Source organism: Nostoc sp. ChiQUE01b (assembly GCF_034531255.1).
GTDB lineage: Bacteria > Cyanobacteriota > Cyanobacteriia > Cyanobacteriales > Nostocaceae > Nostoc.
Map to the genome: position 1 here is coordinate 216,845 of NZ_JAVRBM010000002.1, position 26,753 is coordinate 243,597.

The window sequence follows — 26,753 nt, forward strand, 5'->3', positions numbered from 1 at the left end:
TTAATTTAATTGTATTAAGTAATCTATACTTTTGTAAATATTATTTAACTTTAAAATATTAAATTTTTGATAAAGATAAGAACATATACTCATTAAATGTCAAACTTTCAGGATAAATAAGAATAAATACTTATCGAGTTTTGACGATTCCATTCTAAATGTAAACTTTTGCAACGTCAACAAAAAACGGTGGCTTTAGCTGCCGTTACAATACAGTTACATTTCCTGGTTCAGCCCAATTGTCAGGGCTATCTAGTCTACACGAACCTGATTGAACTGTTAAACCTAGATGTGACAATCAACTTTCCATCAGATTCTGATTAAATGCCAGTATCTTACTCAAAGGATTTGCCTTATCGCGTGATTATGGCTTGGGTTGCAAAAGAAGGTTCTCAACGGCAGTTGGCTCAAAGATTTAAGGTTAGCTTGTCGTTTGTACGCAACTTGCTACGTCATTATCGTGAAAGTGGACAATTTTGTTGCTAAACTTCGTGGGGGATATCAAAAGCCGACAATTCAGGATGAACATTTGAGTACGATCAAGTCTTGGGTGGAAGAAAAAAATGATTTATTGCTAAGGGAGTTATGGATAAATCAGTGGCCAACTATAAGGCGGTTAGACAATTAGGGGGCTGTTTAAGAATGCGCCACGAGAGAGCGATCGCCACCACCATAATTAAAAATCCACTCAAAAACGGTGTAGAACTACCAAATGCTCCAAAGCTAAATCCAGCCCATGTTGGCCCGCCAATTCTAGCTAGTGCTGATGCTGAGTTAAGAACTCCCAATGTTTTACCTTGTTGTTCAACTCCTGCAAATCTCGAACCCAAACTACTAACCGTTGTTTGACTTAAGGCAAATCCTCCTGCTAATAGGATGATAGCAGACATTAGTAACACTAGGTTTTTGGAAAACGGAATCAATAACAACCCGAAGGCAAGTGCTGTTACTCCTAAAAACAGCACCTTCTGTTCTCCAAAGCGTTTGGTAAACCATCCTACAAGTCCGCCCTGGATACTAGCACTGACTATACCTATTAATACGAACAGATAGCTAATTTGCTTTGGTTCCCAATTAAACTGCTGCACTAGCCACAGAGGAAATGTCGATTGTACACAAGAGAAAGGAAACATTACTAAAAAGGACATGATTACAAGCAGACCGATTTGTGGATGCTGCAACACCTCCTTGAAATTCTCCAGGCGGTTATTCTGGCGGTGACTGACTCTGATTTTGGCTTTATTTTCTGGATTCAAAGACTCCGGTAGAATCCTAAATGCTAAAGTTAACGCTAACAGAGATAATCCAGCGGCAGCAAAAGCTGGTAAATGGAAATTAGGATGGTAGCGATCGCTTCCTGTAAGAATACCTCCGATCGCTGGCCCGAAAATTAAACCCAGCCCAATTGCTGCTCCCAACATTCCGATACCACTGGAGCGATTTTCTGGTGTGGTGATGTCTGCCATATACGCCATAGCTACAGAAATATTAGCTCCCATAATTCCGGCTAAACTCCGAGCCACAAACAACATCCACAAAGAACTGGAAAAACCCAAACCTATATTTGCAATTACTGTACCGAATAAAGTTAATAGCAAAACTGGACGACGACCGTAGCGATCGCTGATGCTTCCCCACATAGGTGTGAAGAAGAATTGCATCAAGGAGTAGACTGCTAAAAGTAGGGTAGCTTCACTTGGTTTTGCACCATAATGTTGAGCATACAAAGGAAGTAATGGCAAGATAATTCCAAATCCTACTAAGTCGATGAATACGTTCAAAAACAATATTGATTTAGCTTTACTACTGTTCATAAAATTTTCTTAATTTACTTATTTATTTTGTTGATTTTATCAGGCTAAGAAGTTTTAGCTAAGACGTTATTTGCAATAACCAAAGAATTAACATAGACATTATTTAAAGTAGCTAAATAGCAATATAGCAATCCGATTTGATTCGGTGAATTACTCGTATAGACTGGGGACTGGGGAAGGTGGGCCCCTGAAAGGGATAAGGGGTAATGGGGACTGGGAAGAAGGAATAAAGGTGTACTGAGTTTTTTTCACACAATCAAATATGAATCCTATATCAACCTTTGTGATTATTATACTGTAGAAATTCCAAGGGCAAACTTTCGCAACGACTGTAAATATTTTTGTTTATCTACTCATGTTTACTGAAAAGGTTTAGTCATGTTTTATTAAAGTAGTCAAAAAAATTGAGAATTCGACTTCTCAAATCATCCTGAATTACAAAACTTACTCTTCTTAGTAACTTGTGAACTAAAATACTTAATCAACTCTCAATTAATTTCTCACTGCGTTCAAATAATCTGTCGCTCTACACTTAGAGTATGACCATTCATGTAGTTTAATTTGCTGATGTGGGGTTCCTCTGCCCAGCCTATATCCAGACATTTTTTACGTAGCTTACGATAGGCAAGCGGTAAGGCATCAGAAGAGGCGTGGATTTCGGTAGTCAAATCGTAAGGCGCAATTTTGGGGCTTTGAGACTCAACTATTAACTTATCTTCCTGATTGACCTTAGAATTAAACTTGCGAAAAATTTGATCTGCCCAAGGTTGGGTAAAAAAACTACGAAACTGAATGAATTTGGAAATGGTGGTTTTATCATCAATGGGAACATGGGCAACAAACAAAATAATATTCTCAGAATCAGAATAAATTATATTGGGCATATAAAAGCCGCGTGTTGTCTTTATCTGCAGACGATTTTTTTGGCGGACAAATTTCCAAAAAAATCCTTTGGTCTCTTGCTGTTTGTAATATAGCGAGGCACTTGCGCCCCAACCTTCCATATAAATCTCGTAATTTGGTAGCTGTGGTTCCTTAGCCATTCCACTGCCAATGGAATTAGCATGGACGAAAGCTGAGTGAGCAGGGTCAATAGAGTTTTCTATTAAGCGGGTGTAATGAGCATTCCATTTAAACTCTAATTGGAGAGACCGCAAAGCTGGATTTTTGACTTCGGGAAATGATGGGAGTGGGGGACGTTCATTTTCGGGAATGTCTCCCCAGAACAGCCAGACAAAACCGTATTTCTCTTGAACTGGGTAGGCATCGAGATGAGCCTTTTTAGGGATAGGCACACCAGGTTGATTAGCAGGAATTTCAATACAAGTACCATCGGTTTGGAATTTCCAACCATGATAAGGACAACGGATACAGTCGTTTTCTACCTTCCCCAAGGAAAGGGCAGCACCACGATGGGGACATTGGTCGAGGAAAGCCATCACCTTTCCTTGTGAGTTACGGTACAGGACAAATTGCTGGTTTAACAGGGGAACTCGCTGAGGCTTGCTAGTAATTGCTGAGCTGAATTCACATGCATACCAGAAGTTTTTTAACATAGCTTTTTTACTGCTTTTGAATCAATGCAATTAGTGGGACTTAGACAAAAAGTAGCCAGAAAAAAGCCTCAAATTTATATACAGAGAGACTTTGACATCGTTTTGTCTAGTTTCTTGATATATCTGGGTTTCAAGCATTTTTGAGCATTTGGTGTATTTTTCTTGCCCTGTATGGGTTTGAGGGTTGTTTGTGCCTCAAAAATGTTTAAGTCCCGTTAGATGAGTAGTGAGGATGATTTAATGCACTATTAACTCCGTTGCCACTAAACCCAAGATAAATAAGAAATCAACTGCGGAACTAACTAGAGTGCCAAAAATGCTTGCTGGTAAAGCATTACCTAAAAACATGATTAACGTTCCGACAAACATCCACGGCCACTGAGTTTCACGCCAGATATAGAAGCCCGCCATACCTACCAGCAAAGCGGTCAGGATTGTCAGAATTGGCACGCTACAACTTTTAGGTTTGTAACGCAAACTGCCAGCAAAATTTGTTGGTGCTAGTTCTAAGTATCGAAATTCGGTCAGCAATCCAAACGCAATCAGCCCGAAAGCGATCGCCCAACACCCATAGCACACAATTGGATGGCTTGCCCATACCACACCAACGTTACAGGCTAGTTTGACAGCAACCACCACTAACAGTGGAATAAATAAATTGTGAAAGAAAAAACGCAGGCGATTAAGTGATTCCAATAGTGTGCCTTCATTAATTAGACGACCTACCGAAACGATGAGATTGTCATAGATCATTCCAGCTAGCACTGATATCAATAGCAATATATTAATGTTGTGCGAATCTGCAAATAGATTAAAGCTCCAAATTGCCAATCCCAAACTTGCTAATGTATAAACTGGGTACAAAAAAGTTCCCATATTTGCATTCCTTGTATTTTCACAGAATGTGAATCTAATTTTTTCTTAAACGACATTAATTGTCGCTTCTTTAGCTATGGCAACCTTCACAATCGCAGGGTCTTGGTAACCAGCCGATGTATACCCATTTGTGTAGTGTGAGGTATTAACGACAGGTTCCTTGCCCCAGCCCATATCTAGGAATTTTTTGCGTAGCTTACGATAGGCGATCGACAAAGCATCAGAGGGAGCGTGGACTTCGGTTGTCAAATCATCAGGTATCACAAAAGGTCTTTGGGACTCAACTATTGACTTATCTTCCACTAAGGGCTTTAAGACCGACTTTCGTACTTTTTCGTCAATCCAAGATGTGGTGAAAAAGTTGCGGAGAACGATCCACCTACTCACTGTCGTGTTAGCGTCAATTGGCAAGTGAACACTAAAGATAATCATCTTGAAATGCCCAATAGGAAAATCAAATTCCAGCCAGCTAATATTGGGCATATAAAAAGATACTGTTACACGCAGAGGACGTGAGCTTTGTTTGTTGAGGATAGCTTTCGACCAGCGTCTAACTTTTGTAGCCTGATTTATTGTGACGGTAGCACTCCCTTTCAACTCTTCCATCCGCACACCGTATTCTTCAATTTTGTGCTGCTCTGCGATGCCGCTACCGATGGAGTTTGAATGCACAAAGGGTAGGTGGGAGATGTCAAATTGGTTTTCTAATACACGGCTGTAGTGAGCGTTCCATCTGAATTCACCATAAACGGCTCGCCAAGCAGGGTTGTCGAATTCAGGAAGTAGTGGCAGGGGAGGACGTTCTTCTTCTGGCAGGTTTCCCCAGAACAACCAGACTAAACCATATTTCTCTTGAACTGAATAAGCATCTAGACGAGCTTTCTTAGGGATAGGCACACTAGACTGATTAGCAGGAATTTCAAGACAACCACCGTCTAATTGAAATTTCCAACCATGATAAGGGCAACGGATACAGTCATCTTCTACCCAACCATTAGATAAAGCAGCGCCGCGATGAGGACACTTGTCTAGGAAAGCCAGCACCTCTCCTCTTGAGCTACGGTACAGGACAAATTCTTGGTTTAGCATCATGATACGCTTGGGCTTACTGCTAATAGCTGAACTAAGTTCACAGGCGTACCAGAAATTTTTTAACATGCTTTCCTCTGACTTTTAAATCAATTAATGCAATCTCAGATAAAAAGTCGAAAACTATTTATTTGGTTGTTAAGCAAAAGGCGTTTTTTACTAACTTGAGTGAAGTCAGTCTAAAACGCCTTAAACTGCTACAAAGATTGAAACATTTGCTATATAAAAATAGCAATCTTGATTACTAGGAGAATCATTAGAGATGCATTTTCAATCCACGTTTACAATTCACTGGACTAATGCATATTTCAACACTTAGTAGATTTCTATGGCAGCGGAAAGAGTGCATCAATACGTCATTATCGTATTTTCTACTCACTAACTCAATTTAGCCATTACCTGCTGCACCTTGTAATAGTCTTCCTGCTGACTGTCCTGTTGCACCTAATCCATTTGCTGTATATATTATTAGTCCTGTCGCGAACTGTCCTACTGTTCCTGCTGTCGATCCAGCATCTCCAACTGTGCCTCCTACTGCATTGCCTCCTACAATACCGATAAGTTGTGTCTCATCTAGTTCCTCAATAAATGAGATGGCTTGTATTTCTTTGTTTGATATCGATTTGTGCATCATGATTGTTTCCCCTTAGTTGTTTTCAGTACACATTACAGCAGGAATGAGAGAGTAATTCATCTGGTGCATGAATTACTGCCCACAGTTACTGACATAGTAATTTTGACCTCTATCAAAGGCGATTGCTAAACAGCTTACTATGTTCAAAGTAGTTAAATAAAATACTTAACTGGTACTTTGCCTGTGTACTTACTAGTTATTTAATACATCAATCAATGTACAACATAACAACTTGATTCTCAATACCTCTTGTAAAATATCCTACTTTTCCTACTTTTCCTACTTTTCCCACTTTTCCCACTTTTCCTACACTGAAATCTTAAAATAAATAGTCTAGAATTAGACATATCTATTAGTGATAGAAGCTTTGGGAGACAGCTAGATAAAATGCAAATATATGTATAAAAAACTTTTACATAAAATAGTAATTAAATACTTATTTAATAGCTATTTTAGCTATTAAATAAGGTGTTGTTGCGTGAATATTCAATACCCAAATCAGTAATGGTAATATGTCACATTAACATTACCGATTTTGAAATGAAATTTTATCCCAGCTATAAATTATCTGGGTTGGGGTAGACTCTTCCTTTCCAAGCGCCGCCGCGCCCTTGCCAATGACGGATTGCTGAGTCTAGAGTCATTAAAGTATAGAGAAAAGCGATCGCAGGTAAACTCAACGCGAACCAGACAGAACATTTATAAAAGCGGATCGTCGGGTAGTAAGCGAAAGTCATCAATAGCCATCCTAATAAACCTGTAAGTGCGATCGCCCAATTGCTCCAAACTGCACCCAGAATTACACATACAGGTGGAACTAGATAAATCAAAGGCATTCCTACCAAAGTTCCCAATAGTAGTAATGGCGAATAATTTAGTTGGGTATAAGCAGTACGAGCAACCATATCCCAAATCATCGCCAGCGAGTTGTATGGGCGCAAACTACGAGTCAAGCTACTCAATCCTAGCCAGATATGCCCTTGACTGGGCATTGGGCATTGGGGAAGAGAAGAAAGACTTGTTGCAAGTTGTCTTCTTGTCCCCAGTCCCCAGTCCCCAGTCCCTCTCTTAACAGCCATCGCTAGGGCGCAATCGTCGATTAAGGCTTGGCGAATGACTTGAATACCCCCGATTCGCTCTAAAGCTTCACGGGCGATCAGAATAGATCCTCCAGCAGCGGCGGCTGTAGGATTGTTGGGATTATTCACCCAACGAAAAGGATAGAGTTTTTGGAAGAAAAAGACGAAAGCTGGAATCAAAAATTTTTCCCAAAAGCTTTCACACCTGAGTCGCACCATTACCGAAACCAAGTCTAAATCTTCCTGCACAGCTTTGTTCACGAGTCGGCGGAGATTATCAGGATCGTGTTCGATATCTGCGTCAGTTAGCAAAAAATAATCAGGTGCGAATAAACGAGCGCTGTTTATACCTTGCTCAACTGCCCAAAGTTTGCCCGACCAACCGGGAGGCAGTGAAACGCCAGAGATAATATGCAATTGCTGGGGTTTACCGACAGCGTGTGCAACCCCTTCGGCAAAATTTGCTGTCCGATCTGTGCTGCGATCGTCTACCAAAAACACGTTGAAAGAACCAGGGTAATCTTGGAGTAGAAGCGATCGCAGTGTAGTTGGCAGCAATTGGGCTTCGTTACGCGCTGGAACTATAGCACAAACCACAGGTAACGATTCTAGCTGAGTTTGTGTAACCTCTAATTGCTGGTCTGTCCGCCAAAACTGTCCCCAAAAACACAGTAATCCTAACCAAATTGTCAAGGATAACAGCATCAATCCTAATACAATTACATCCATTACCTATTGCAAATTATCAGTGACTCAGACAGAATACTATGTCTGTATTCCAATTACGAATTACGAATTATTTGTTGGGTGTTGAGGTTAAATAGTTTTTGATGCAAACACAAGACAGGGTAAAAGTCAATCAAGTCGCAGATGCGATCGCAGCTAGCCAAGAATATCTGCTTTCGATTCAAAATCCGGCAGGTTATTGGTGGGCAGAGTTAGAATCTAATGTCACCATCACTGCTGAAGTTGTCCTTCTGCATAAAATTTGGGGAACAGACCAAACCAGACCTTTACATAAAGTTGAAGCATATTTGCGTCAAGAGCAACGGCAGCATGGCGGTTGGGAACTTTACTATGGTGATGGCGGAGAACTTAGCACCTCGGTTGAAGCCTACATGGCGCTAAGACTGCTAGGTGTACCAGCAACCGATCCGGCGATGATTCGGGCGCAAGCTTTTATTCTCAAACGGGGTGGTATTAGCAAAACTCGGATTTTTACCAAGTTGCACCTAGCTTTGATTGGCTGCTACAACTGGCGCGGTATTCCCTCACTACCAGCTTGGGTAATGCTGTTGCCAAATGCTTTCCCTGTCAATATCTACGAAATGTCTAGCTGGGCACGTTCGAGCACCGTACCATTACTGATTGTGTGCGATCGCAAACCTGTTTTGATCACTAACCCAACTATCAACCTAGATGAGCTATACGCTGAAGGTATTGATCGAGTCCGGTGGGAATTACCCCAAAGTGGCGATTGGACAGATTTATTTCTCACCCTCGATCAAGGTTTCAAGTTGGCAGAAAGCCTGAATTTAGTACCCTTTCGTCAAGAAGGCATTAAAGCTGCCGAAAAGTGGATTTTAGAGCGCCAAGAAGCGACAGGCGACTGGGGCGGCATTATTCCGGCGATGTTGAATTCCATGCTGGCTTTGCGGTGTCTGGATTATGACGGAAACGATCCCATTGTAGAACGTGGTTTGCAAGCAATTGATAACTTTGTTATTGAAACAGAGGATAGTTATCGGGTACAGCCTTGTATTTCACCCGTCTGGGATACAGCTTGGGCGATGCGTGCTTTGGTAGAATCTGGCTTTGCACCAGATCATCGAGCTGTAGTAAAGGCTGGAGAATGGTTGTTGCAAAAACAAATTTTAGATTACGGAGATTGGGCTGTCAAAAATCGCCAAGGAAAACCAGGGGCTTGGGCTTTTGAGTTTGAGAATCGCTTTTATCCCGATGTAGACGACTCGGCGGTGGTGGTGATGGCTCTACATTTGGCAAAACTCCCGAATGAAAAAATCAAGCAGGCTGCGATCGCTCGTGCCTTAAACTGGATTGCATCTATGCAATGTAAACCAGGCGGTTGGGCTGCTTTTGATTTAGATAACGATCAAGATTGGCTCAACTCGATTCCTTATGGCGATTTGAAAGCGATGATCGATCCAAACACCGCAGATGTTACGGCTAGGGTACTAGAAATGCTGGGTGCTTGTGATTTGGCAATTGATAGTGATAATTTAGAGCGATCGCTTACTTATCTTTTGCACGAACAAGAAACTGAAGGCTGTTGGTTTGGTCGTTGGGGTGTAAATTATATCTACGGCACCAGTGGCGTTTTATCAGCTTTGGCGTTAATCGATCCTCAAAGACATAAACTCAGTATAGAACGGGGAGCAGCTTGGTTAGTTGAATGTCAAAATCCAGATGGTGGTTGGGGCGAGACTTGCCGCAGCTACAACGATCCCAGTCTCAAAGGAAAAGGAAATAGTACTGCATCTCAAACTGCTTGGGCTTTAATTGGGTTAATAGCAGCAGGTGAAGCAACAGGTAAATTAGCTCTTGAGGTGATTGAGCGGGGAATTGACTATCTGGTGACAACTCAACAGCCCGATGGTACTTGGTTTGAGGCAGACTTTACAGGTACTGGCTTCCCTTGCCATTTTTATCTCAAGTATCATCTATATCAACAATACTTTCCTTTAATCGCGCTAGGTCGCTATCAAGCAGCAATTCAAAAAGGTTAAAAGTAATTTATATGGGTTTGCCCTACCTCCCCAATCCTCCCCTTGGTAAGGGCTACGGTTAACACACAAGTTCTAAAAATCTAGCTTGATAAGGCTTGATTCATTCTCATACAAAGCATGGGAACGAGAGAAATAACATTGTTAATCGATGCAATGCCATTGTTAGTGAATGCAATGCCATTGTTAGTCGATACAATGCCATTGCAGGTCAAGAGACTTGTGTGTACACGTAGTTGCTAAGGGAAGGGTGCGTGTCAGCGCGGGTGGGGTATCTCTCGCAAACATTTTTGAATTGGTATTATTACATAATATTTTTTGTATAAATAATGTATATTACTTTCATAAAGTTATAAAAAAGCTGATTGTAACAGTTGGAAAAACGATATAAACTAACCAGCGTAAATATAAATAGTTAGCGTCACCGATAGCGTAGCATTAGCGTTAGCGAGTCCGCGTACTCTGTAAGAGTTGCAAGCTAGCAAGAGCGTCTCGTAGAGAGCGTCCGTAAAAGCGTCACAGCCCGTCATAGACATCGCAGTTATCCTGATTAAGAAATTCCATATAAAAGCGCATTGTTTTGCTGATTTGTGATTATGGCACTTTATAACAAAACTTTCAGTTTAGAACACGGAATTTCAAGTTTAGACCTTTGAAGCTTGGTTCCTAACTATAGGAGAAAATCATGGCTAATTCATCATTCAATCTCTCTGACCTAAATGGCACGAATGGCTTTTTCATTAACGGCATTGCAGCACTTGACGACTTAGGCTGGTCACTCAGCAATGCGGGGGACATCAACAATGATGGCATTGACGACCTGATTATTGCGGCACGAGGCGCCTCCCCCAACGGCAACTCTCGTGCTGGGCAAAGCTATGTAGTTTTTGGAGGGACGAATCTGGGCAGTGGCGGTACCCTCAATCTCTCTTTTTTGAATGGCACGAATGGCTTTTTCATTAACGGCATTGTGGCTCAAGACAACTCAGGCTATTTAGTCAGCAATGCAGGGGACATCAACAACGATGGCATTGACGACCTGATTATTGGAGTACAATATGCCTCCCCCAACGGCAAAGAAAATGCTGGGCAAAGCTATGTAGTGTTTGGAGGGACGAATCTGGGCAGTGGCGGCACCCTCAACCTCTCTGATTTGAATGGCACTAATGGCTTTTTTATTAACGGCATTGCAGCATATGACGGCTCAGGCTCCTCAGTCAGCAATGCGGGGGACATCAACAACGATGGCATTGACGACCTGATTATTGGGGCACAATATGCCTCCCCCAACGGCAACTTTCGTGCTGGGCAAAGCTATGTAGTGTTTGGAGGGACGAATCTTGGCAGTGGCGGCACCCTCAACCTCTCTGATTTGAATGGCACTAATGGCTTTTTCATTAATGGCATTGCAGCAGATGACTTCTCAGGCTCCTCAGTCAGCAATGTGGGGGACATCAACAACGATGGCATTGACGACCTGATTATTGCGGCACGAGGCGCCTCTCCCAACGGCAGCACCCGTGGTGCTGGGCAAAGTTATGTAGTGTTTGGAGGGACGAATCTGGGCAGTGGCGGCACCCTCAACCTCTCTGATTTGAATGGCACTAATGGCTTTTTCATTAACGGCATTGCAGCAAATGACGACTCAGACTGGTCACTCAGCAATGCAGGGGACATCAACAACGATGGCATTGAAGACCTGATTATTGGGGTACGAAGTGCCTCCTCCAACGGCAACTGTAATACTGGGCAAAGCTATGTAGTGTTTGGGGGGATAAATCTGGGCAGTGGCGGCACCCTCAATCTCTCTGATTTGAATGGCACTAATGGCTTTTTTATTAACGGCATTGCAGCAAATGACGACTCAGGCTGGTCTGTCAGCAATGCAGGGGACATAAACAACGATGGCATTGACGACCTGATTATTGGGACACCTGTTGCCGACGCCAACAGCAACTCTGATGCTGGGCAAAGCTATGTAGTGTTTGGGGGGACGAATCTGGGCAGTGGCGGTATCCTCAACCTCTCTGCTTTGAATGGCACTAATGGCTTTTTAATTAACGGCATTGCAGCAGATGACTACTCAGGCTTCTCAGTCAGCAATGCGGGGGACATCAACAACGATGGTATTGACGACCTGATTATTGCGGCATATGGTGCCTCCCCCAACGGCTATCAGAGTGGGCAAAGCTATGTAGTATTTGGGGTGACGAATATTGCTAGTAGCAATATCTCTGTCAATCTGACTGGAACTCGCGGTGCAGATAACTTATTTGGTACACTTAGCAACAATATCATCGATGGGTTAACTGGTGACGATACCCTAACAGGCAACGGCGGTCAAGATAAATTTTTTATTCGCCTTGGCGATGGCAATGACACCATCACCGATTTCGGTGGCGTTGGTAAAAGTACAAATCCTTCAGGAGAAGTCATTGCAAATTTTGACACCTTGCAATTTACAGGTTCGGGTTTGACTGCCCAAAATCTGCAATTAACTCAAAATGGTAACAACTTAGAAGTTACCTTTGAAAATGTGGCTTCTACCAAAGTCACTCTGCAAAACTTCAAATTAGAAAACCTCGATAATCTGCCTGTTTTTGGAGCAAGCCCTGCGATTGGCAATATAAAGTTTGATGGGCAAAACAACATCGCCGACAGCTTTGATGTCTTGAATGCCAACTCTACTCAAGCTAGCATTTTCAACAAAAATACTATCACCTTCCTCAATGACTTAAACAATAACATCGCAGGTTTTGACAACTCCAATGATGTGATTAATGGTCAAGGGGGTAACGATATAATCAATGGCAACAGTGGCAATGACCTGTTGCGGGGGGGATCAGGCGATGATATTCTCATCGGTGGAGAAGGCGATGATATTCTCATCGGTGGATTCGGCAATAATATTCTCATTGGTGGTGTAGGTTCTGACAGATTCCTTTACAACACCGATGGTGCTTTTGCCCTGACTACTGTTGGTGTAGATGCGATGTCTACAACGGGCTACGCCTACGCTGATTTCAAACATTCCCAAGGCGATAAGATTATTCTGGATAAAACTACTTTTAGTGCTATTAGTTCAACTGTGGGAACGGGTTTTAGTAATGCCAGTGATTTTAAAATTACTTCTTTAGGGGCGGCTAGCACGGCGAAAATTATCTACGACGCTGTGAGTGGGCAGTTGTTCTACAACCAAAATGGTAGTGCGGCTGGTTTTGGCAATGGCGGTCTATTTGCAACTCTGACTGGTGCGCCAACTCTCAGTGGATCAGATTTTGTGGTGCAAGGCTAGGATAAATATCTAACACCCAAAATCAATGTATTTCTATTCTCTAGCAATGACAATATCGTTAGATTTAATAACTGCATAAGCTTCTTTTCCCTCAGATAATTCCAACTCTTCTGCGGAAGCTCTGGTGATAATCGAAGTTAATTCTACTTTGTGAATAATCTCCAAAGTCACCTCACTATTAACCGCTCCATAAACAACTCGTTTAACCACACCTTTAAGAATATTGCGAGAGCTAACTTTTAATGATTTCTTTTGAATACTACTTTCTATTTCAGGCTTTTGAGTGTAGTCGATATCTTCCTGTTTTTCCTGCTGAGTTGCTGATGATATTGATGTTGAAGAATGCTGAGTAAGACTACGCACGAGTTCCCGCAGAATCTCAGTCTTAGTGCGTTGAGACTGTTCGCAGAACTCCTCTAGAATCTTCCGCTCTTCCTCTGAGGTTTGAAATGTAACCCATCCTTGTTCTTTTCTTGGCATAATAATATTATCAATTTTGGCTATCTTGGTAAAATTCTACCAAGTATCAATTCGATACGTCGTTTTAGTAATAACATTTCTTTTGTCAGGATTTTCGGCATTTTTATCGCAAATTAATCAATTAATCTCATATAGTAAACTACATATATATTTATTTTTTTCTAGATGCGAAATATTTTGTTACTTGAAATTGTCTAAATCATCACTAAATTATTACCAACTAAGATGGTATAACGTCAAGTTTATGGTATTTGTTGGGATAGCGATGTCTATGCAAGGGTAATCTAGCAGAAAATTCCACTGGCGATCGCGTGAGTGCCGTAGGATTATTTAACGTGAGTTCACAGCCGGGGGATGAAACACCTAAAATCACGTTCTCAAGACCTGCGAAGTTTATTTGAGAACAATATCACCATTGAATACGTGGCAGAACCCCTGAAAGCTATGCCAGCTGATGCGGAGGCGAAAGAAGTGCTGCATTGGATGCAAGCACAAAATTTTGATGTTATCGGCGTTGAGGCGGGAGATATTATTAGCGGTTATGTAGAACGCTCTAGTTTGATTCCAGGTAAAAAAGGTAAATGTAGCGACTTTCAGCGGGTGTTTCATCCCAAAGAACTAATTGCCATTTCCACCCCACTGATAAAGTTGTTACCCATTTTGCAACAAACTCCGCGATTGTTTGTTTTAGATTGCAATCAGGTAAGTGGTATTATTACCTGTGGTGATTTGCAGAAAGCACCCGTGCGAATGCTACTGTTTGGCTTAGTAACACTGCTAGAAATGAATTTGCTGCGGCTGGTGCGGATTTACTATCCCCAAGATTCTTGGCAAAAAGTTCTTAAACCTGAGCGCTTAGAAGTTGCTCAACGACTATGGCAAGAGAGTCAGGAAAGAAACGAAGCCACCGATTTGTTAGATTATCTGCAATTCTGTGACAAGCGAGAGTTGATTTTAAATCAACCAGAACTTCTCCAGCAACTAGGACTAAAATCAAAACGGTTTGGCGAACGTTTCCTCAAGTCTGCTGAACAGTTGCGAAACCGATTAGCTCACGCCCAAAATTTAGTTAGTGGTTCCTCTTGGACAGAATTGATTTCTCTAGCAGAAGCGATGGAAAAGCTGTTAATTCATTGCGAGGAAGTTGAGTAAAGTCGTTAACCCTTTCCCTACAGCAGGGCTGTTTCATTCGCTCAGATTAGGATTTTGTCAAGAGTATCAACCAGAAATTTTTGGGAGTTAGCAATCGAAAAATTACTGTTTCAAGGAGTATATTTAAGTGCGAGCGCACAACTCATGAGCTTTCTAAATTTTTCAGTTACCTGATTTTTTTGGTTGATACGCTAGTAAATTAAGCTCTTTTAGGGAATGAAATAGCCCTGCCTAAACAAGCGATGTCTACGATGGGCTTGGCCTACGCTTGCACAGCCCAACTAACTGTTAATGTATTGGGTAGCTTAGGTGATTTAGCTTTCACGCAGGCGAAGCTGAAGGGGATTGAGAATAACAATTGCGTCGACGGTTGGCTGAGTGCGGTATAGATAAGTCAACTGCAACAATTCAACAGCAATTATGCTCAAAAAACCAAGTAAGGTCTTGATCCCATCAGCAGCAAGCCTGTATCGTTCTACTTTGACACCCTGATTTTAAAACTTTGTGATATTCTTCTACTCGCCTAAATCATAAGTCGCAAAATTTTTCTTCCACCAGTCCACCATTGCTTATCACCTTTAGCACCCAATTTCAATTACTGTACCGTATATACAGTGCTGTTTCCTAAATCCTTTGTCAGCAAGCTTCGAGACTTAACGGGAAAAGTCAGAATCGTTTACAAGTTGAATGGCGCAAATAGGAGTATTGTTAAGCAAGATTGTTGTAATGTATTGGAACTATGACATGGCGTGGATCTATCTTTTTATTGCTAGTTTATTTGAGATAGGGTGGGCAATTAGTTTGAAGTATACACAGGGGTTTACTAAGTTTGGTTATAATATTGCTACTGTTACCCTGATGATACTCAGTTTCACTTTTTTGTCTAAAGCCCTGCGCACACTACCACTTGGAACTGCTTATACTATCTGGACAGGTATAGGAGCCGTTGGTACGGTTTTGTTAGGTATAGTTTTATTTCAAGAACCTCTTGAAGTACGCCGCATTAGTTGCATAGGCTTAATAGTCATAGGTGTGATAGGACTAAAGCTAGTTTCTCCACATTAAGTCCCTTTACAGTCGAATTGAGACTGTTGCTTTAAACATTACAGGATATATAGCAAAGTGCTGTTAGCGGTAGCGGGGCGTTTAGCCCGTGCTGAGTAGAAACTCAGTATTATCAAAGGTTTCAGCAACCAACATAGTCCTAACCTATGCTTCGACTGCTATACTCAAAGACAGCGCATTTCACAAGGCTAGGGGGGAGCAACGCGATTTCGTGAGGTTGCCCGCCTAAAGGACGTGCATAAATGAGCTTTAACGTGGCTTTTAGATCGAATCACTCACTTGAGTCCCTGTATAATTGGGAACCCAACCTTCTGCATTGGTACAACCCGCCGCAGGCATCGCAAAATAGCGTACTCCTTTGAAATTCAACGATGCAGTTGGGCTGCACCAATGCTCAACGCCAGCGGGGATGTAGAGATAGTCTTGTGCCTGAACTAAAAGCTGTACCTGGCTGCCATCAGGTCGCACGAAGCCATAAATCATTTCTCCTGACAACACATAGAGGGGTTCAGCCGCAGGATGAGTATGGTAACGACCGTAGGTTGCGATCAGCTGGTGAAGATTGAACGAACCTGGATGCACATTTAGTAAATCACACCAGAGAGCGCCATTTTCTTGTTGAAGAAATTCAAAGACGCTGTTATGCAGTTCTACGCAATAACGTTTTTCGGCCTCAGTTAAAACGTCCTGGTCTAACAGATTAGGGAAGAGTAGCGATGTTCCTGGGTCGTAGTGTTTGAGTTGAATGCCAAGAGGCGCAAGTTCACGAGCTATTTCGCCTAAATCGCTCTCAATCGTACCGTCGTCAAGTAGTAGGTTAGCCATGACAAAAAGACTAATTAACTGTTAAGAAGAGTATACCCAATTTTGATCTAAAAAACCACTATTCCCGATTGACAAACCGGGGAATAGGGAGTGGGGAGATGGGGGAGATGAGGGAGATGGGGGAGTAGAGGAAGTAGGGGAAAGAATTCCTCTGTGCACCCTTCCCCCTGCCCCTCTGGCTCTTCCAATGCCCATTAAAAGAATAAATTTATCGCCAGAATGATGCTTATTGGTACCACTAGCATCTAAGCTAGTACGGGTGAACTATATGTAGCATGGAATGTCTGACTTAATTCTGTTTTGGCATCGGCGCGATTTACGCATTTCTGACAATACGGGACTGGCTGCGGCAAAAGAGCAGAGTCCGAAGGTAGTGGGCGTGTTTTGCCTCGATCCGCATATTCTAGAACGGGATGATGTTGCTCCTGTGAGAGTAACTTATATGATTGGCTGTTTGCAGAAACTCCAAGAGCGATATGCTCAAGTTGGTAGCCAGTTGTTAATACTACATGCCGATCCCGTACAAGCAATACCAGCCTTAGCCGAAGCAATAAATGCCAAAGCTGTTTTTTGGAATTGGGATGTAGAACCTTATTCACAAGAACGCGATCGCACCATTATAAATGCTCTCAAAGAAAAAGGTATTGAGTTTCTTAACCAAAACTGGGATCAAATCCTCAACTCCCCAGAGGAGTTACGCACGGGTAGTAACAGTCCTTACACGGTTTACACCCCCTTCTGGAAAAATTGGCTGACTAAACCAAAGAGTCAACCAGTAGAAACACTGCAAAATGTTGAGGGATTAACGGAAGCCGAACAGGAAATTGCCAAAGTTGCAGGAGCGATCGCACTACCTTCAGCAAAAGATTTAGGATTTATTTGGGATGAACAATTAATTATTTCACCAGGAGAGGCGGCGGCACAAGAACGATTAGAAGAATTTACTAATAAAGCCATTACTGAATATCAAGAACAGCGCAATTTTCCCGCAGTTAACGGAACATCACAACTGAGTGCAGCTTTAAAATTTGGCGTAATTGGCATTCGCACCGTTTGGCAAGCCACGATAGAAGCACTAGAAAACAGCCGCAGTCAGGAAACAGCAGTTAATATCCGCACATGGCAACAGGAATTAGCTTGGCGGGAGTTTTATCAACATGCAATGTATAACTTCCCTGAATTAGCTGATGGTGCTTTCCGCGACACCTTTAAGAATTTTCCTTGGCAAACTAACGAAGAACATTTCCAAGCTTGGTGTGAGGGGAGAACAGGCTATCCCATTGTAGATGCAGCAATGCGTCAGTTAAACGAAAGCGGCTGGATGCATAACCGTTGTCGAATGATTGTCGCCAGTTTCCTTACCAAAGACTTGCTAATTAATCCCCAATTGGGAGAAAAATATTTTATGCAGCACCTGATTGATGGTGATTTATCTGCCAATAATGGCGGTTGGCAATGGAGTGCTTCTAGCGGCATGGACCCCAAACCTGTGCGGATTTTTAACCCAGCCAGTCAAACACAAAAATTTGATCCAGAGGGGGAATATATTCGGCAATGGGTATCAGAATTGCGGTCTGTAGATACCGAATATTTAGTTACTGGTAAAATTCCATCTTTAGAACGTCATGCTGTTGGCTATCCTGACCCAATTGTGGATCATAAAATACAGCAACAGCAGTTTAAACAGCGTTATCAACAACAAAAAAATATTAGTAGTGGTGAGTAAAATTGTGAATTTTTTAATGTTAGTTTAGAGTTGATATAGCAATCCTAAATGATTTGTGAAAAATTTTAAGTAGTGTAGGGTGAGCAGTGTCCACCAAAACCCAGATGTGGTGAGCACTGCCCACCCTACGTGGATTTCAAAAATCAAATAGAAAGTCTATATTAGATCATAGGCGTTGCTGAATTCAGGTATGAAAATGATTTTGCGTGATTTCAAAACCCTTGTAGAGACGTTGCAATTGCTAGTCTCTACACCAAGATTCATACATCTAATCAGCAACGCCAAATCATTGAATATTTACAACACCAATTTATGACCTCAACCACAACTTACACTTACGATGTCGATGGCAAAGTGATATCTGAGAGGACAGACAACAACAGTGATGGGATAATAGACTCAGTTATTACCTACCGCTATGATCGGACATCCATAAACTATGACAACAACGGCGACGGCATACCTGATTTTGTCTCCACCTATACTTATGATGCCAAGGGCAACCTGACATCTGAAACCCATAACAACTACAGCAACGGCAAAGTTGATTATGTCTACAGCTATACTTATGATGCCAAGGGCAACCTGACATTCGAGAGCCGTGACGTCAAAGACGCCGACGCCGGCATACTGGGTTATGTCTACAGCTATACTTATGATGCCAAGGGCAACAGGACATCCACGAGCCGTGACGACAACGGCGACGGCAAAATTGATTCTGTCTCCACCTCTACTTATGATGCCAAGGGCAACAAGACATCCGGGAGCGTTGACAACAACGGCGACGGCAGACTGGATTATGTCGAAACCTATACTTATGATGCCAAGGGCAACCGGACATCCACGAGCCTTGACGGCAACGGCGACGGCAAAGTTGATTCTGTCTACAGCTATACTTATGATGCCAAGGGCAACCAGACATCAGTGAGCTATGACGACAAGGCCGACGGCACACCGGATTATGTCGAAACCTTTACTTATGATGCCAAGAGCAACAGGACATCTACTAGCTATGACTACAACGGCGACGGCAAAGTTGATTATGTCTACAGTTATACTTATGATGCCAAGGGCAACAGGACATCTGAAACCCGTTACAACAACAGCGACGGCAGACTGGATTATGTCGAAACCTTTACTTATGATGTCAAGGGCAACCGGACATCCGATAGCCGTGACGACAACGGAGACGGCATACTGGATTATGTCCAAACCTCTACTTATGATGCCAAGGGCAACCGGACATCCATAAGCTATTACAACAACAGCGACGGCAAAGTTGATAGAGTCGAAACCTCTACTTATGATGCCAAGGGCAACCAGACATCCATAAGCCGTGACGACAACGGAGACGGCAAAGTTGATTATGTCGAAACCTATACTTATGATGCCAATGGCAAGTTTACATCCTTGAGGGCAGACTACCAAGGAGACGGCAAAGTTGATTATGTCCAAACCTCTACTTATGATGCCAAGGGCAACCAGACATACTTTAGCCGTGACTACCAAGGAGACGGCATACCGGATTATGTCGAAACCTCTACTTATGATGCCAAGGGCAACAGGACATATTTTAGCGCTGACTACAACGGCGATGGCAAACTTGATGAAGTCCAAACCTCTACTTCTGGACGCGCATCCGCTAGCTATGACTTCAACAATGATGGTGTAATTGATGCAGTTGGCATCTACAGCTACGATTTTAACGGCAACCTGAAATCACAAAAAATTGACAATAATGATGATGGCATCTTTGATGAAGTCACCGCTTATAGTTACGACGCTAACGGCAAACAGACTGCACAGGTAGCTGACAAAAATAATGATGGCATCCCTGATGAGATTACCACTTTCAACTACGATCGCAATGGCAAACTAATTTCTGCAGATATTGACAACAACAGTGATGGCATTACTGATGCAGTTGCCACTTATCTGTATGATACCAGTGGTCAATTAATTAGCAAAACCACCACAGACGGAAATGTGCCAAAGATTACTTTAAACGGTGGTAACGGTGCAGATCAACTCAGTGGTAGGGCTGGTAACGATCAAATTTCCGGCAAAAACGGCAACGATCAACTCTTTGGATTAGCCGGAAATGACAAACTAGTTGGTGGTAATGGTAATGACATCCTCAATGGTGGGGCTGGGCGTGATACCCTCACAGGCGATTGTAGCGCTGATAAATTTGTGTTCAGTAGTCTGAGTGATTCGCTGCTGTCTGGCTTTGATAAAATTACTGACTTGAACATTTCTCAAGATAAAATTGATGGGCTGTATACAGTTAGCGCTGCTAATTTAGTTCAACTTGGCACTGTTGCGAGTCTAAATCTTTTCGATGTACAACAGATATTGACTGCAACTGCTTTTGTCGCTAAAGGTGCAGCAACTTTTACCCTTGGTACAGGTAATAAGGGGCAGACTTTTCTGGCACTCAACGATAACACTGATGGATTCTCTGCCCTCACGGATGCTGTGATTGAGATTAGTGGCTACAAAGGCAGCTTGAATAATTTAGCAGTTGTCTAACTTCATGCTGCTGACCGAAGAGGCAGGGGAGCAGGGAGCAGGGAGCAGAGGAGAAAGACTTTAGGATTCCCCAGCCAAAAGTGATACAAGCCCCTAAATTTATTGATGTTCGAGGAATTATTAGGACTAGCCCTTTCAAGGTGACTAGTAAAATCTCTTGTTTTTTCTCTGTTTTCTCTGTGCCTCTGCGGTTTAAAAGTAGTTTATTTAACCACAAAGACACAGAGAAAACAGAGATTAGAGGTTAAAGAGGAATTTATTGACCAAAATTTTTACCCACTTTGAAAGGGGCAATTAGCTTACTTACGTCTTGACTGGTAAATGAGAAATTGTCCATAAGATAAGCAGGAAGATTAAGTAAATAGCGCCAACCAGTCCAAACTCAATCAGAGGAATATAGGTTACTTCGTAAATTCTGCCCAAGCCGCCTTCAGTCAGTGCATAAACAGCTAGGACACTCACTAAAAAGGCTCCGTAGATAGTACGTTTAGTCCAAACACCCACAGGTAAACCGTGAAGTTGGGTAAGCACGAGAATACCAAGAAAACCAAAGAGAAATGTGGGCCACTTGCTTTGTCCTAGCATCAACGACACAACGACACTATGTAAAAGTACCGTAATTTCCAAAGTAAATGTCCACCAACGGTTTACATGGGTGCGGTTAAATATCAACGACGATTGGAGGAGCAGCAAGAACATATAGAGAAAACCAATTAAGTGGCCCAAAGTCGCTTCCATTGGGTGATACCAGAAGGTGTAGATAGCGGCAAAGGAGAAAAAATAGCCGTGGTACAGCTTGATAATTTGCAAGAACTGTTGATGAAATGGAAGAGAATTGCCAAAAAACAAACCGCGTCGAGGCGTTTCTAAAATTAGTACGAACACCAGTAAAAGTATAACCGCACCTTGAGAAGCCCAAATTGAAGTATCTTGAGCTAGAGCATCATACCAAATATATGTTTGCAGAAAGTGTAAAGCGATGAATATACCATTAATGGCAAGCATGAGGTAATTTATCGGATGCAACGCTGATTTGTATTTCAATTGCGATCGCTGCGCCCACAAGATACACGCCCAGATGCTAAACTGATGCCCAAGGTACATACCCCAAGCCGTTGCTCGACTCCAAAAGGTTGGTTGAGGAAGCTTCCAGTAGTACCAGTTTAATCCTTGGTCGGGAAGTTTGATGATGCTTGCAGGAATGCTCCCACCGATCCAAATTGCGTAGGTGAGAAGGATGCTTACAAAGATGCCTAAAAATAATACTCGGTGACCTGTCATATTAATTCGTAATTCGTAATACCATTTCACGAAATGTCTGATAAAAATAATCAATCTCTAATTCTTTCCCCCTGCAAGAACTGCTCTCTGCTCCCCTGCTGCACGGCAGTTGCTCCACTTGGGGAAACCCCTTGGCGCTAGCCTCTCCCTTTGGGAGAAGACTGCACTGCCTCCTATTTGTATCAATCTTCAAAGTAAAACGGTATAATTCCCGATTCGCTACGGCAGCGCCCAGTTGACCCAGCTTGCTATGATCATTTGATGCGCTATCTGATTGCCATGACTCGCTCGCGGGCGATCGCATGTCGATTGCCCAGTCGTACCCTTAATTTAGTGCAACCTTGGGGGCAGAACGTCATTGCTACACCCCCCCGCGTATACTCCGGTTGAGCAGGCTGTTTTCAATGAGCGATCGCAGCAAGTGCGGCAGGCATTGACCCAGCTATACCCGCGCCATTCTCCAGGAATTGCAGGCTTTAATTGCTAAACTCTATCTTGCCAGTAGCCAAAATTGCTTTGCTAGATACTATTGGATGGTCGCATTCACTTTCTCTCCCAACACCAGTGATTCAATGCCAACCCGATCTAGTTCCCGACCAATTAACACTAATTTTGTTTGACGCTGTTCGCTCCTTTGCCAAGTCCGGTCATAAAAGTAGTCAAATCGATTGCCGACACCCTGTAGTACCATACGCATAGCTTTATTTGGAACTGCTACAAATCCCTTAATTCGATAAATTTCTTGCTGTTGTACCAATGTTTGCAAGCGTTTAACCAAGACAGTCGGCTCAAATGCTTGGTCTAAGAGTAATTGCACCGCATTAATCCCGTCATCATGTTCGTGTTCGGCTTTGTTGTCGTGGTGACTGGGACGACTATCTAAGTTATCTTCCACAGCAGAGTTGAAACCGAGTAACAAATCGCTACTGATTTTACCGTCCTGACAAGGAATGACTTTTACACCAGGGGATAAGTTCTGCTTTAGCCACTCCTGTATCCTAACTTGCGTTGGGAAATCAACGCGATCGCTTTTAGTCAGCAATACTAAGTCAGCACAAGCCAGCTGATCTTCAAACAGTTCTTCAATCGGTGTTTCGTGTTCTATGCTAGAGTCGGCTTGTCGCTGTGCTAAGAGAGCTGCTAAATCACCTACATATTGATTAGTTGCCAAGGCTTCACAATCCACTACAGTGATTACGCCGTCTACTGTTGCACCTGTGCGGATTTCTGGCCAGCGAAATGCTTGTACTAATGGTTTTGGCAGTGCTAGTCCAGAGGTTTCAATTAACATACAGTCTAGGCTGGCGCGTCGTTTTAGTAATTCTTGCATTGCTGGTAAGAATTCCTCTTGTACTGTGCAGCATAAGCAACCGTTAGTGAGTTCAACAATGTTACTGTTGGAGTCTTCTTCATCATCACAAACTTGGCAATCACGCAATAGTTCGCCATCAATGCCGATTTCTCCAAATTCATTCACCAAAACAGCAATGCGTCGCCCTGAATTATTTTGCAGTAAATGGCGGATTAACGTCGTTTTACCTGCGCCTAGAAATCCTGTAATGACTGTGACGGGAATTTTATGCATAATTAAAGATATTGTTTCTTGATTAATTTTGCAATCACAAAAAAGAAGTTTTAACCGCAGATATCACACAGCAGAGATGTGTTAGCGTAGCAAGACAAAGTACAGCTCAGTCCAATTTTGCTTCTTTACTAATTTGCAGGTGATATGGGAGGGAATTTAATTTATTGGGCGCGAACATTAGCCAAACAAATAAGCGTATCCTTCTTTTTTATGAATAGTTACGCCAAAAAATTAGCGTGGGCGATGTCTGCCTTGAAAAGTTTGGATGCCTGCGGCAAGCCACTTTGCATCTACGGATAGCGCAGAGTTAGCGAGTCCGCGAGCGTCGGAAGCCTCCCCTCCAACGCCAGTTGCTACCCTACGGGAAGCTGCCTCTGGCGTCTAGAAATCTGGAAACCGCAAGGGCGCACTGGCTCAACTTTTCGCTACGACGGGCTACGCCTACGCAATTTTTTCCCGAAATTAACCATCTACAGTCTCATAGAAAGCCGTAATTTGTAGCGTCTTGATATGTGTAGCTATGAGAATGTAAAGCTTAGTAGTTGTAGAAATGTTCATAGAAATACTTATCTGTGCCTCGCAAAGCCGCCAAAGGCGGCAAGAAGGCAAGTTTTCTTTTTTACCAAAGCTTGTTCAACGATTCTGGCAATTTTTCAACTTGATTGAAGTATGAATTAGGCGATCGCATGGATGTAATATAACTAAACAATGGCGATCGCCTATGGCGGGCAAGTACGCCATCGCATAGTACACACACGATGACAATTAATTTCACGTTTATGGAGCAGGTAATCTCAGGTGGGTGAGTTTGATAATTAAGCTCGTTCTTAGTTAAAGTTGTGTCGGGTTAAGTGCAAGCACTAATTCATATTTAGGCGTTGCAGATATAGAAATATGAATTTGAGCGATCGCTACCCAACTAAGCTTGAAGGAGTTCCCTTAGCAAAGTTTCTGTCCATGAGTTCGATTTGGAGAGAGGCTGAGGAAGAAATAAATCGGGCGATCGCTATCAATCTCTTGCGTAGAAAAGTGGCGATCGACATTATTACTCCTTCCACAGGCTTATCAATTGAGGAAGTCCAACAACCTCAGCAGCAACTGAACGAGTCTCGATAAAATTAGCTTGAACTGTGTGGCGATCGCGGCGTAACAAGCTGATTGGAACGGACTGTAAAAAAGAAGTTTTCCGTATATTCAAACAGTATTTCGTCGTAATTCTTGATATATTAGGATTGAGAAAAAGATTATACGGAAACTTCCGTATAATAAATAGTTAGCCTGCTCTGTTTCGAGTCTCGTCTGATTGCAGCATTCTTCGTTGCGTTAAGAGATGTAATGCAGTTTGAAGTAAGTTGCAATGATTGCGGTCTTGTTTCGTGATGTTTCAAAGTCTATGACTGTGCCTAATCTTGGTATAGATTTAACATTGATATGGTTTGTCGTCACCCACTAACACAACATGGTGCCGGACGAGTTTAAGTTTGTAGCGCCTCGCTCAAATCGTTCCGTTGCCGTTGAATTTTACTGTTAGGTTTCTCATTGAGGAGTAATCAGATGACTCAAGCTACTGTGTTCATAAGTCACATATCAGAAGAGGCTGAGTTGGCAGCCATACTCAAGAAACATATTGAAAGTGATTTTCTTCGCATAGTTGAAGTTTTTGTTTCATCCGACACTGCCTGTATCATTGCTGGTGAGAATTGGCTCAACAGTATAAGACATGCTCTCCATAATGCTTGTGCTGAACTTGTTCTTTGTAGTAGAGCATCAGTAAAACGACCTTGGATCAATTTTGAAGCTGGAGCATCTTGGATGAAAGGTATTCCAACTGTGCCACTGTGTCATTCAGGATTGCGCCCAAGAGACTTATCTATGCCATTTCATGTTCTTCAGTCTGTTGAAGCAAATCAGGTAGATGGCTTAGCTCGAATTTACACCGTCATAGCAAGGCAGCTACAAATTGCTCCACCACGCGCCGATTTCAACAGAGTAGTTGAGGAAGTTAGGTTATTTGAGTCAGCTTACATTGCTCGGTTACAGGAAACAGTTAAAGCTGAAAGCTTTAAAGAAACGGGTGCATGGACTCGGATGAAAGAAGCTTTGAAAAGTGGGAATGCAGCTTGGCGTGATGTTGAAAAGATTGCATTCATAGGTGGAGTAACGGAAGGTGAAGCATTGGAGCTCTTACGAAATGATCCAGATATTGAATTTGGCAAAGGTAAATCAGGCAATCGAATTGTAAAGTTAAGATCCAGGTAAACTAAAACCTAGCGGTTGCGGTCAGCTACCAGCATTAATTAGTGTTGAGTATTAAGATGAATGACAATAATGAAGATAAAACACGTTTAACAGAACCAATAGGTGACGAAAAATTACCTCTCACGCAATCAGAATCGCAAATTCTCACTAAGCAGAATTATGGTGACAAGTTTCAAGAACACCTTTTAGAACAATACAAGCTTTTTATTGAAATGATGGACAGAAATTCTTCCAGAAGAATTCAATCTAATAATTTCTATATATCAATACTATCTAGCCTACTTGCTTTTATTGTTCTAATAACAAATAAGGATATTTCCCAATTTAAAGAGACTAAGTTCCAAGCAATTGCTTTTATTACAGTAGCAATTTTAGGTATTATTCTTTGCTTAGTTTGGTACGTTGGTATCCAGTCTCATAAAACGCTAAATTCAAGCAAATTTAGGGTTATCAATGAACTTGAAAGACAACTACCATACTCGTGTTATGAGAAAGAATGGGCGTATTTGAAGAAGGATAAGAGGTATAAAACCTTTTTAACCTCAACCAGCGTTGATAGAATTTTGCCTATAGTGCTTTGCATCCCATATCTTGGTCTGCTTGTTTATTCTCTATTAACCTTTTTCTAGTTTCTAGTCCTAACGAGAATAGGCATTGTTAGCCTCTTTGTAATAGTAAAGCAATTTGAAAAGCTTGTTCTGACCTGGAAACATCCGTTACCTGAACATGTTGCAAAAGCACGTCGTCGAGGTGCAATTGGC

General features: G+C 42.3%; 22 protein-coding genes and 1 pseudogene. 11 read left to right on the plus strand and 12 right to left on the minus strand.

Going from position 1 to position 26,753, the window contains the following annotated elements; genetic code table 11:
• Positions 1-168 precede the first annotated feature (168 nt).
• On the plus strand, positions 169-324 hold the full coding sequence (locus RMY63_RS02600; RefSeq protein WP_322727197.1) for a hypothetical protein: 156 nt from the start codon (positions 169-171) through the stop codon (positions 322-324).
• Positions 325-486, plus strand: a complete 162-nt coding sequence (locus RMY63_RS02605) for a hypothetical protein (RefSeq protein WP_322727198.1) — start codon at positions 325-327, stop codon at positions 484-486. It abuts the gene before it with no gap.
• 119 nt (positions 487-605) lie between these two features.
• Here RMY63_RS02605 and RMY63_RS02610 read toward each other — a convergent pair whose 3' ends face one another.
• The 6 genes from RMY63_RS02610 to RMY63_RS02635 all read right to left on the minus strand — a co-directional run bounded on the left by RMY63_RS02610 (position 606) and on the right by RMY63_RS02635 (position 7,777).
• Positions 606-1,814, minus strand: coding sequence for an MFS transporter (locus tag RMY63_RS02610; RefSeq protein WP_322727199.1), 1,209 nt, complete (start codon positions 1,812-1,814; stop codon positions 606-608).
• A gap of 509 nt (positions 1,815-2,323) precedes the next feature.
• A complete protein-coding gene (locus tag RMY63_RS02615) occupies positions 2,324-3,370 on the minus strand; it encodes an aromatic ring-hydroxylating dioxygenase subunit alpha (protein WP_322727200.1) in 1,047 nt (348 codons plus the stop codon).
• A 237-nt stretch (positions 3,371-3,607) separates the two neighbouring features.
• Positions 3,608-4,246, minus strand: a complete 639-nt coding sequence (locus tag RMY63_RS02620) for a hypothetical protein (protein WP_322727201.1) — start codon at positions 4,244-4,246, stop codon at positions 3,608-3,610.
• A 45-nt stretch (positions 4,247-4,291) separates the two neighbouring features.
• Entirely contained in the window at positions 4,292-5,404 is a 1,113-nt protein-coding gene (locus tag RMY63_RS02625; protein WP_322727202.1) for an aromatic ring-hydroxylating dioxygenase subunit alpha, read from the minus strand.
• Between the two features lie 319 nt (positions 5,405-5,723).
• The gene (locus RMY63_RS02630; protein WP_322727203.1) at positions 5,724-5,969 is read right to left on the minus strand and encodes a hypothetical protein; all 246 of its coding nucleotides are present in this window, start codon (positions 5,967-5,969) and stop codon (positions 5,724-5,726) included.
• Between the two features lie 557 nt (positions 5,970-6,526).
• On the minus strand, positions 6,527-7,777 hold the full coding sequence (locus tag RMY63_RS02635; protein WP_322727204.1) for a glycosyltransferase: 1,251 nt from the start codon (positions 7,775-7,777) through the stop codon (positions 6,527-6,529).
• Between the two features lie 101 nt (positions 7,778-7,878).
• On the opposite strand from RMY63_RS02635, the gene shc reads away from it, so the two are divergent.
• Together shc and RMY63_RS02645 are read left to right on the plus strand one after the other, a co-directional pair.
• The gene (gene shc, locus RMY63_RS02640; protein ID WP_322727270.1) at positions 7,879-9,795 is read left to right on the plus strand and encodes a squalene--hopene cyclase; all 1,917 of its coding nucleotides are present in this window, start codon (positions 7,879-7,881) and stop codon (positions 9,793-9,795) included.
• Positions 9,796-10,477: 682 nt separating this feature from the next.
• Positions 10,478-13,087, plus strand: coding sequence for a hypothetical protein (locus RMY63_RS02645; protein ID WP_322727205.1), 2,610 nt, complete (start codon positions 10,478-10,480; stop codon positions 13,085-13,087).
• Between the two features lie 33 nt (positions 13,088-13,120).
• Here the strand turns inward: RMY63_RS02645 and RMY63_RS02650 are convergent, their stop codons facing one another.
• Positions 13,121-13,567 (minus strand): molybdopterin-binding protein, encoded by a 447-nt coding sequence (locus RMY63_RS02650; protein ID WP_322727206.1) that lies wholly within the window; start codon positions 13,565-13,567, stop codon positions 13,121-13,123.
• 354 nt (positions 13,568-13,921) lie between these two features.
• Between RMY63_RS02650 and RMY63_RS02655 the strand changes: the two genes are divergently transcribed.
• Positions 13,922-14,719 (plus strand): hypothetical protein, encoded by a 798-nt coding sequence (locus tag RMY63_RS02655; protein ID WP_322727207.1) that lies wholly within the window; start codon positions 13,922-13,924, stop codon positions 14,717-14,719.
• Positions 14,720-14,984: 265 nt separating this feature from the next.
• Here the strand turns inward: RMY63_RS02655 and RMY63_RS02660 are convergent.
• A pseudogene (locus tag RMY63_RS02660) lies at positions 14,985-15,241 on the minus strand (IS4 family transposase); the annotation flags it as partial.
• Positions 15,242-15,463: 222 nt separating this feature from the next.
• Here RMY63_RS02660 and RMY63_RS02665 point away from each other — a divergent pair.
• Positions 15,464-15,784 (plus strand): DMT family transporter, encoded by a 321-nt coding sequence (locus RMY63_RS02665; RefSeq protein WP_416212482.1) that lies wholly within the window; start codon positions 15,464-15,466, stop codon positions 15,782-15,784.
• A 261-nt stretch (positions 15,785-16,045) separates the two neighbouring features.
• Here the strand turns inward: RMY63_RS02665 and RMY63_RS02670 are convergent, their stop codons facing one another.
• Positions 16,046-16,609, minus strand: a complete 564-nt coding sequence (locus RMY63_RS02670; RefSeq protein ID WP_322727209.1) for a 1,2-dihydroxy-3-keto-5-methylthiopentene dioxygenase — start codon at positions 16,607-16,609, stop codon at positions 16,046-16,048.
• Between the two features lie 280 nt (positions 16,610-16,889).
• Between RMY63_RS02670 and RMY63_RS02675 the strand changes: the two genes are divergently transcribed.
• Together RMY63_RS02675 and RMY63_RS02680 are read left to right on the plus strand one after the other, a co-directional pair.
• On the plus strand, positions 16,890-18,335 hold the full coding sequence (locus tag RMY63_RS02675; protein ID WP_322727210.1) for a deoxyribodipyrimidine photo-lyase, 8-HDF type: 1,446 nt from the start codon (positions 16,890-16,892) through the stop codon (positions 18,333-18,335).
• Between the two features lie 312 nt (positions 18,336-18,647).
• On the plus strand, positions 18,648-20,867 hold the full coding sequence (locus RMY63_RS02680) for a bluetail domain-containing putative surface protein (RefSeq protein WP_322727211.1): 2,220 nt from the start codon (positions 18,648-18,650) through the stop codon (positions 20,865-20,867).
• 303 nt (positions 20,868-21,170) lie between these two features.
• On the opposite strand, the gene RMY63_RS02685 is transcribed toward RMY63_RS02680, so the two are convergent.
• From RMY63_RS02685 to RMY63_RS02695, 3 genes are all read right to left on the minus strand, one after another.
• The gene (locus RMY63_RS02685; RefSeq protein ID WP_322727212.1) at positions 21,171-22,148 is read right to left on the minus strand and encodes a hypothetical protein; all 978 of its coding nucleotides are present in this window, start codon (positions 22,146-22,148) and stop codon (positions 21,171-21,173) included.
• A 526-nt stretch (positions 22,149-22,674) separates the two neighbouring features.
• Positions 22,675-23,736 carry a cobalamin biosynthesis protein CobW gene (cobW, locus tag RMY63_RS02690; RefSeq protein ID WP_322727271.1) on the minus strand — a complete coding sequence of 354 codons (1,062 nt, stop codon included), beginning with the start codon at positions 23,734-23,736 and terminating at the stop codon, positions 22,675-22,677.
• 616 nt (positions 23,737-24,352) lie between these two features.
• Complete coding sequence (locus RMY63_RS02695; RefSeq protein ID WP_322727213.1) at positions 24,353-24,490, minus strand: hypothetical protein; 138 nt, start codon at positions 24,488-24,490, stop codon at positions 24,353-24,355.
• 137 nt (positions 24,491-24,627) lie between these two features.
• Here RMY63_RS02695 and RMY63_RS02700 point away from each other — a divergent pair, with 137 nt between their 5' ends.
• From RMY63_RS02700 to RMY63_RS02710, 3 genes are all read left to right on the plus strand, one after another.
• On the plus strand, positions 24,628-24,849 hold the full coding sequence (locus tag RMY63_RS02700; RefSeq protein ID WP_322727214.1) for a hypothetical protein: 222 nt from the start codon (positions 24,628-24,630) through the stop codon (positions 24,847-24,849).
• A gap of 438 nt (positions 24,850-25,287) precedes the next feature.
• Positions 25,288-25,992, plus strand: a complete 705-nt coding sequence (locus RMY63_RS02705) for a toll/interleukin-1 receptor domain-containing protein (protein ID WP_322727215.1) — start codon at positions 25,288-25,290, stop codon at positions 25,990-25,992.
• A gap of 56 nt (positions 25,993-26,048) precedes the next feature.
• A complete protein-coding gene (locus RMY63_RS02710; protein WP_322727216.1) occupies positions 26,049-26,621 on the plus strand; it encodes a hypothetical protein in 573 nt (190 codons plus the stop codon).
• Positions 26,622-26,753 lie beyond the last annotated feature (132 nt).

What these genes read in the sequence shown, in the direction of transcription:
- RMY63_RS02605 (WP_322727198.1), top strand. Translation starts at nt 325, where the DNA reads ATGCCAGTATCTTACTCAAAGGATTTGCCTTATCGCGTGATTATGGCT.
- RMY63_RS02625 (WP_322727202.1), bottom strand. Translation starts at nt 5,404, where the DNA reads ATGTTAAAAAATTTCTGGTACGCCTGTGAACTTAGTTCAGCTATTAGC.
- RMY63_RS02670 (WP_322727209.1), bottom strand. Translation starts at nt 16,609, where the DNA reads ATGGCTAACCTACTACTTGACGACGGTACGATTGAGAGCGATTTAGGC.
- RMY63_RS02705 (WP_322727215.1), top strand. Translation starts at nt 25,288, where the DNA reads ATGACTCAAGCTACTGTGTTCATAAGTCACATATCAGAAGAGGCTGAG.
- RMY63_RS02675 (WP_322727210.1), top strand. Translation starts at nt 16,890, where the DNA reads ATGTCTGACTTAATTCTGTTTTGGCATCGGCGCGATTTACGCATTTCT.
- RMY63_RS02610 (WP_322727199.1), bottom strand. Translation starts at nt 1,814, where the DNA reads ATGAACAGTAGTAAAGCTAAATCAATATTGTTTTTGAACGTATTCATC.
- RMY63_RS02680 (WP_322727211.1), top strand. Translation starts at nt 18,648, where the DNA reads ATGACCTCAACCACAACTTACACTTACGATGTCGATGGCAAAGTGATA.
- RMY63_RS02655 (WP_322727207.1), top strand. Translation starts at nt 13,922, where the DNA reads ATGAAACACCTAAAATCACGTTCTCAAGACCTGCGAAGTTTATTTGAG.
- RMY63_RS02650 (WP_322727206.1), bottom strand. Translation starts at nt 13,567, where the DNA reads ATGCCAAGAAAAGAACAAGGATGGGTTACATTTCAAACCTCAGAGGAA.
- RMY63_RS02620 (WP_322727201.1), bottom strand. Translation starts at nt 4,246, where the DNA reads ATGGGAACTTTTTTGTACCCAGTTTATACATTAGCAAGTTTGGGATTG.
- RMY63_RS02615 (WP_322727200.1), bottom strand. Translation starts at nt 3,370, where the DNA reads ATGTTAAAAAACTTCTGGTATGCATGTGAATTCAGCTCAGCAATTACT.
- shc (WP_322727270.1), top strand. Translation starts at nt 7,879, where the DNA reads ATGCAAACACAAGACAGGGTAAAAGTCAATCAAGTCGCAGATGCGATC.
- RMY63_RS02645 (WP_322727205.1), top strand. Translation starts at nt 10,478, where the DNA reads ATGGCTAATTCATCATTCAATCTCTCTGACCTAAATGGCACGAATGGC.
- RMY63_RS02700 (WP_322727214.1), top strand. Translation starts at nt 24,628, where the DNA reads ATGAATTTGAGCGATCGCTACCCAACTAAGCTTGAAGGAGTTCCCTTA.
- RMY63_RS02710 (WP_322727216.1), top strand. Translation starts at nt 26,049, where the DNA reads ATGAATGACAATAATGAAGATAAAACACGTTTAACAGAACCAATAGGT.
- RMY63_RS02665 (WP_416212482.1), top strand. Translation starts at nt 15,464, where the DNA reads ATGGCGTGGATCTATCTTTTTATTGCTAGTTTATTTGAGATAGGGTGG.
- RMY63_RS02630 (WP_322727203.1), bottom strand. Translation starts at nt 5,969, where the DNA reads ATGATGCACAAATCGATATCAAACAAAGAAATACAAGCCATCTCATTT.
- RMY63_RS02685 (WP_322727212.1), bottom strand. Translation starts at nt 22,148, where the DNA reads ATGACAGGTCACCGAGTATTATTTTTAGGCATCTTTGTAAGCATCCTT.
- RMY63_RS02635 (WP_322727204.1), bottom strand. Translation starts at nt 7,777, where the DNA reads ATGGATGTAATTGTATTAGGATTGATGCTGTTATCCTTGACAATTTGG.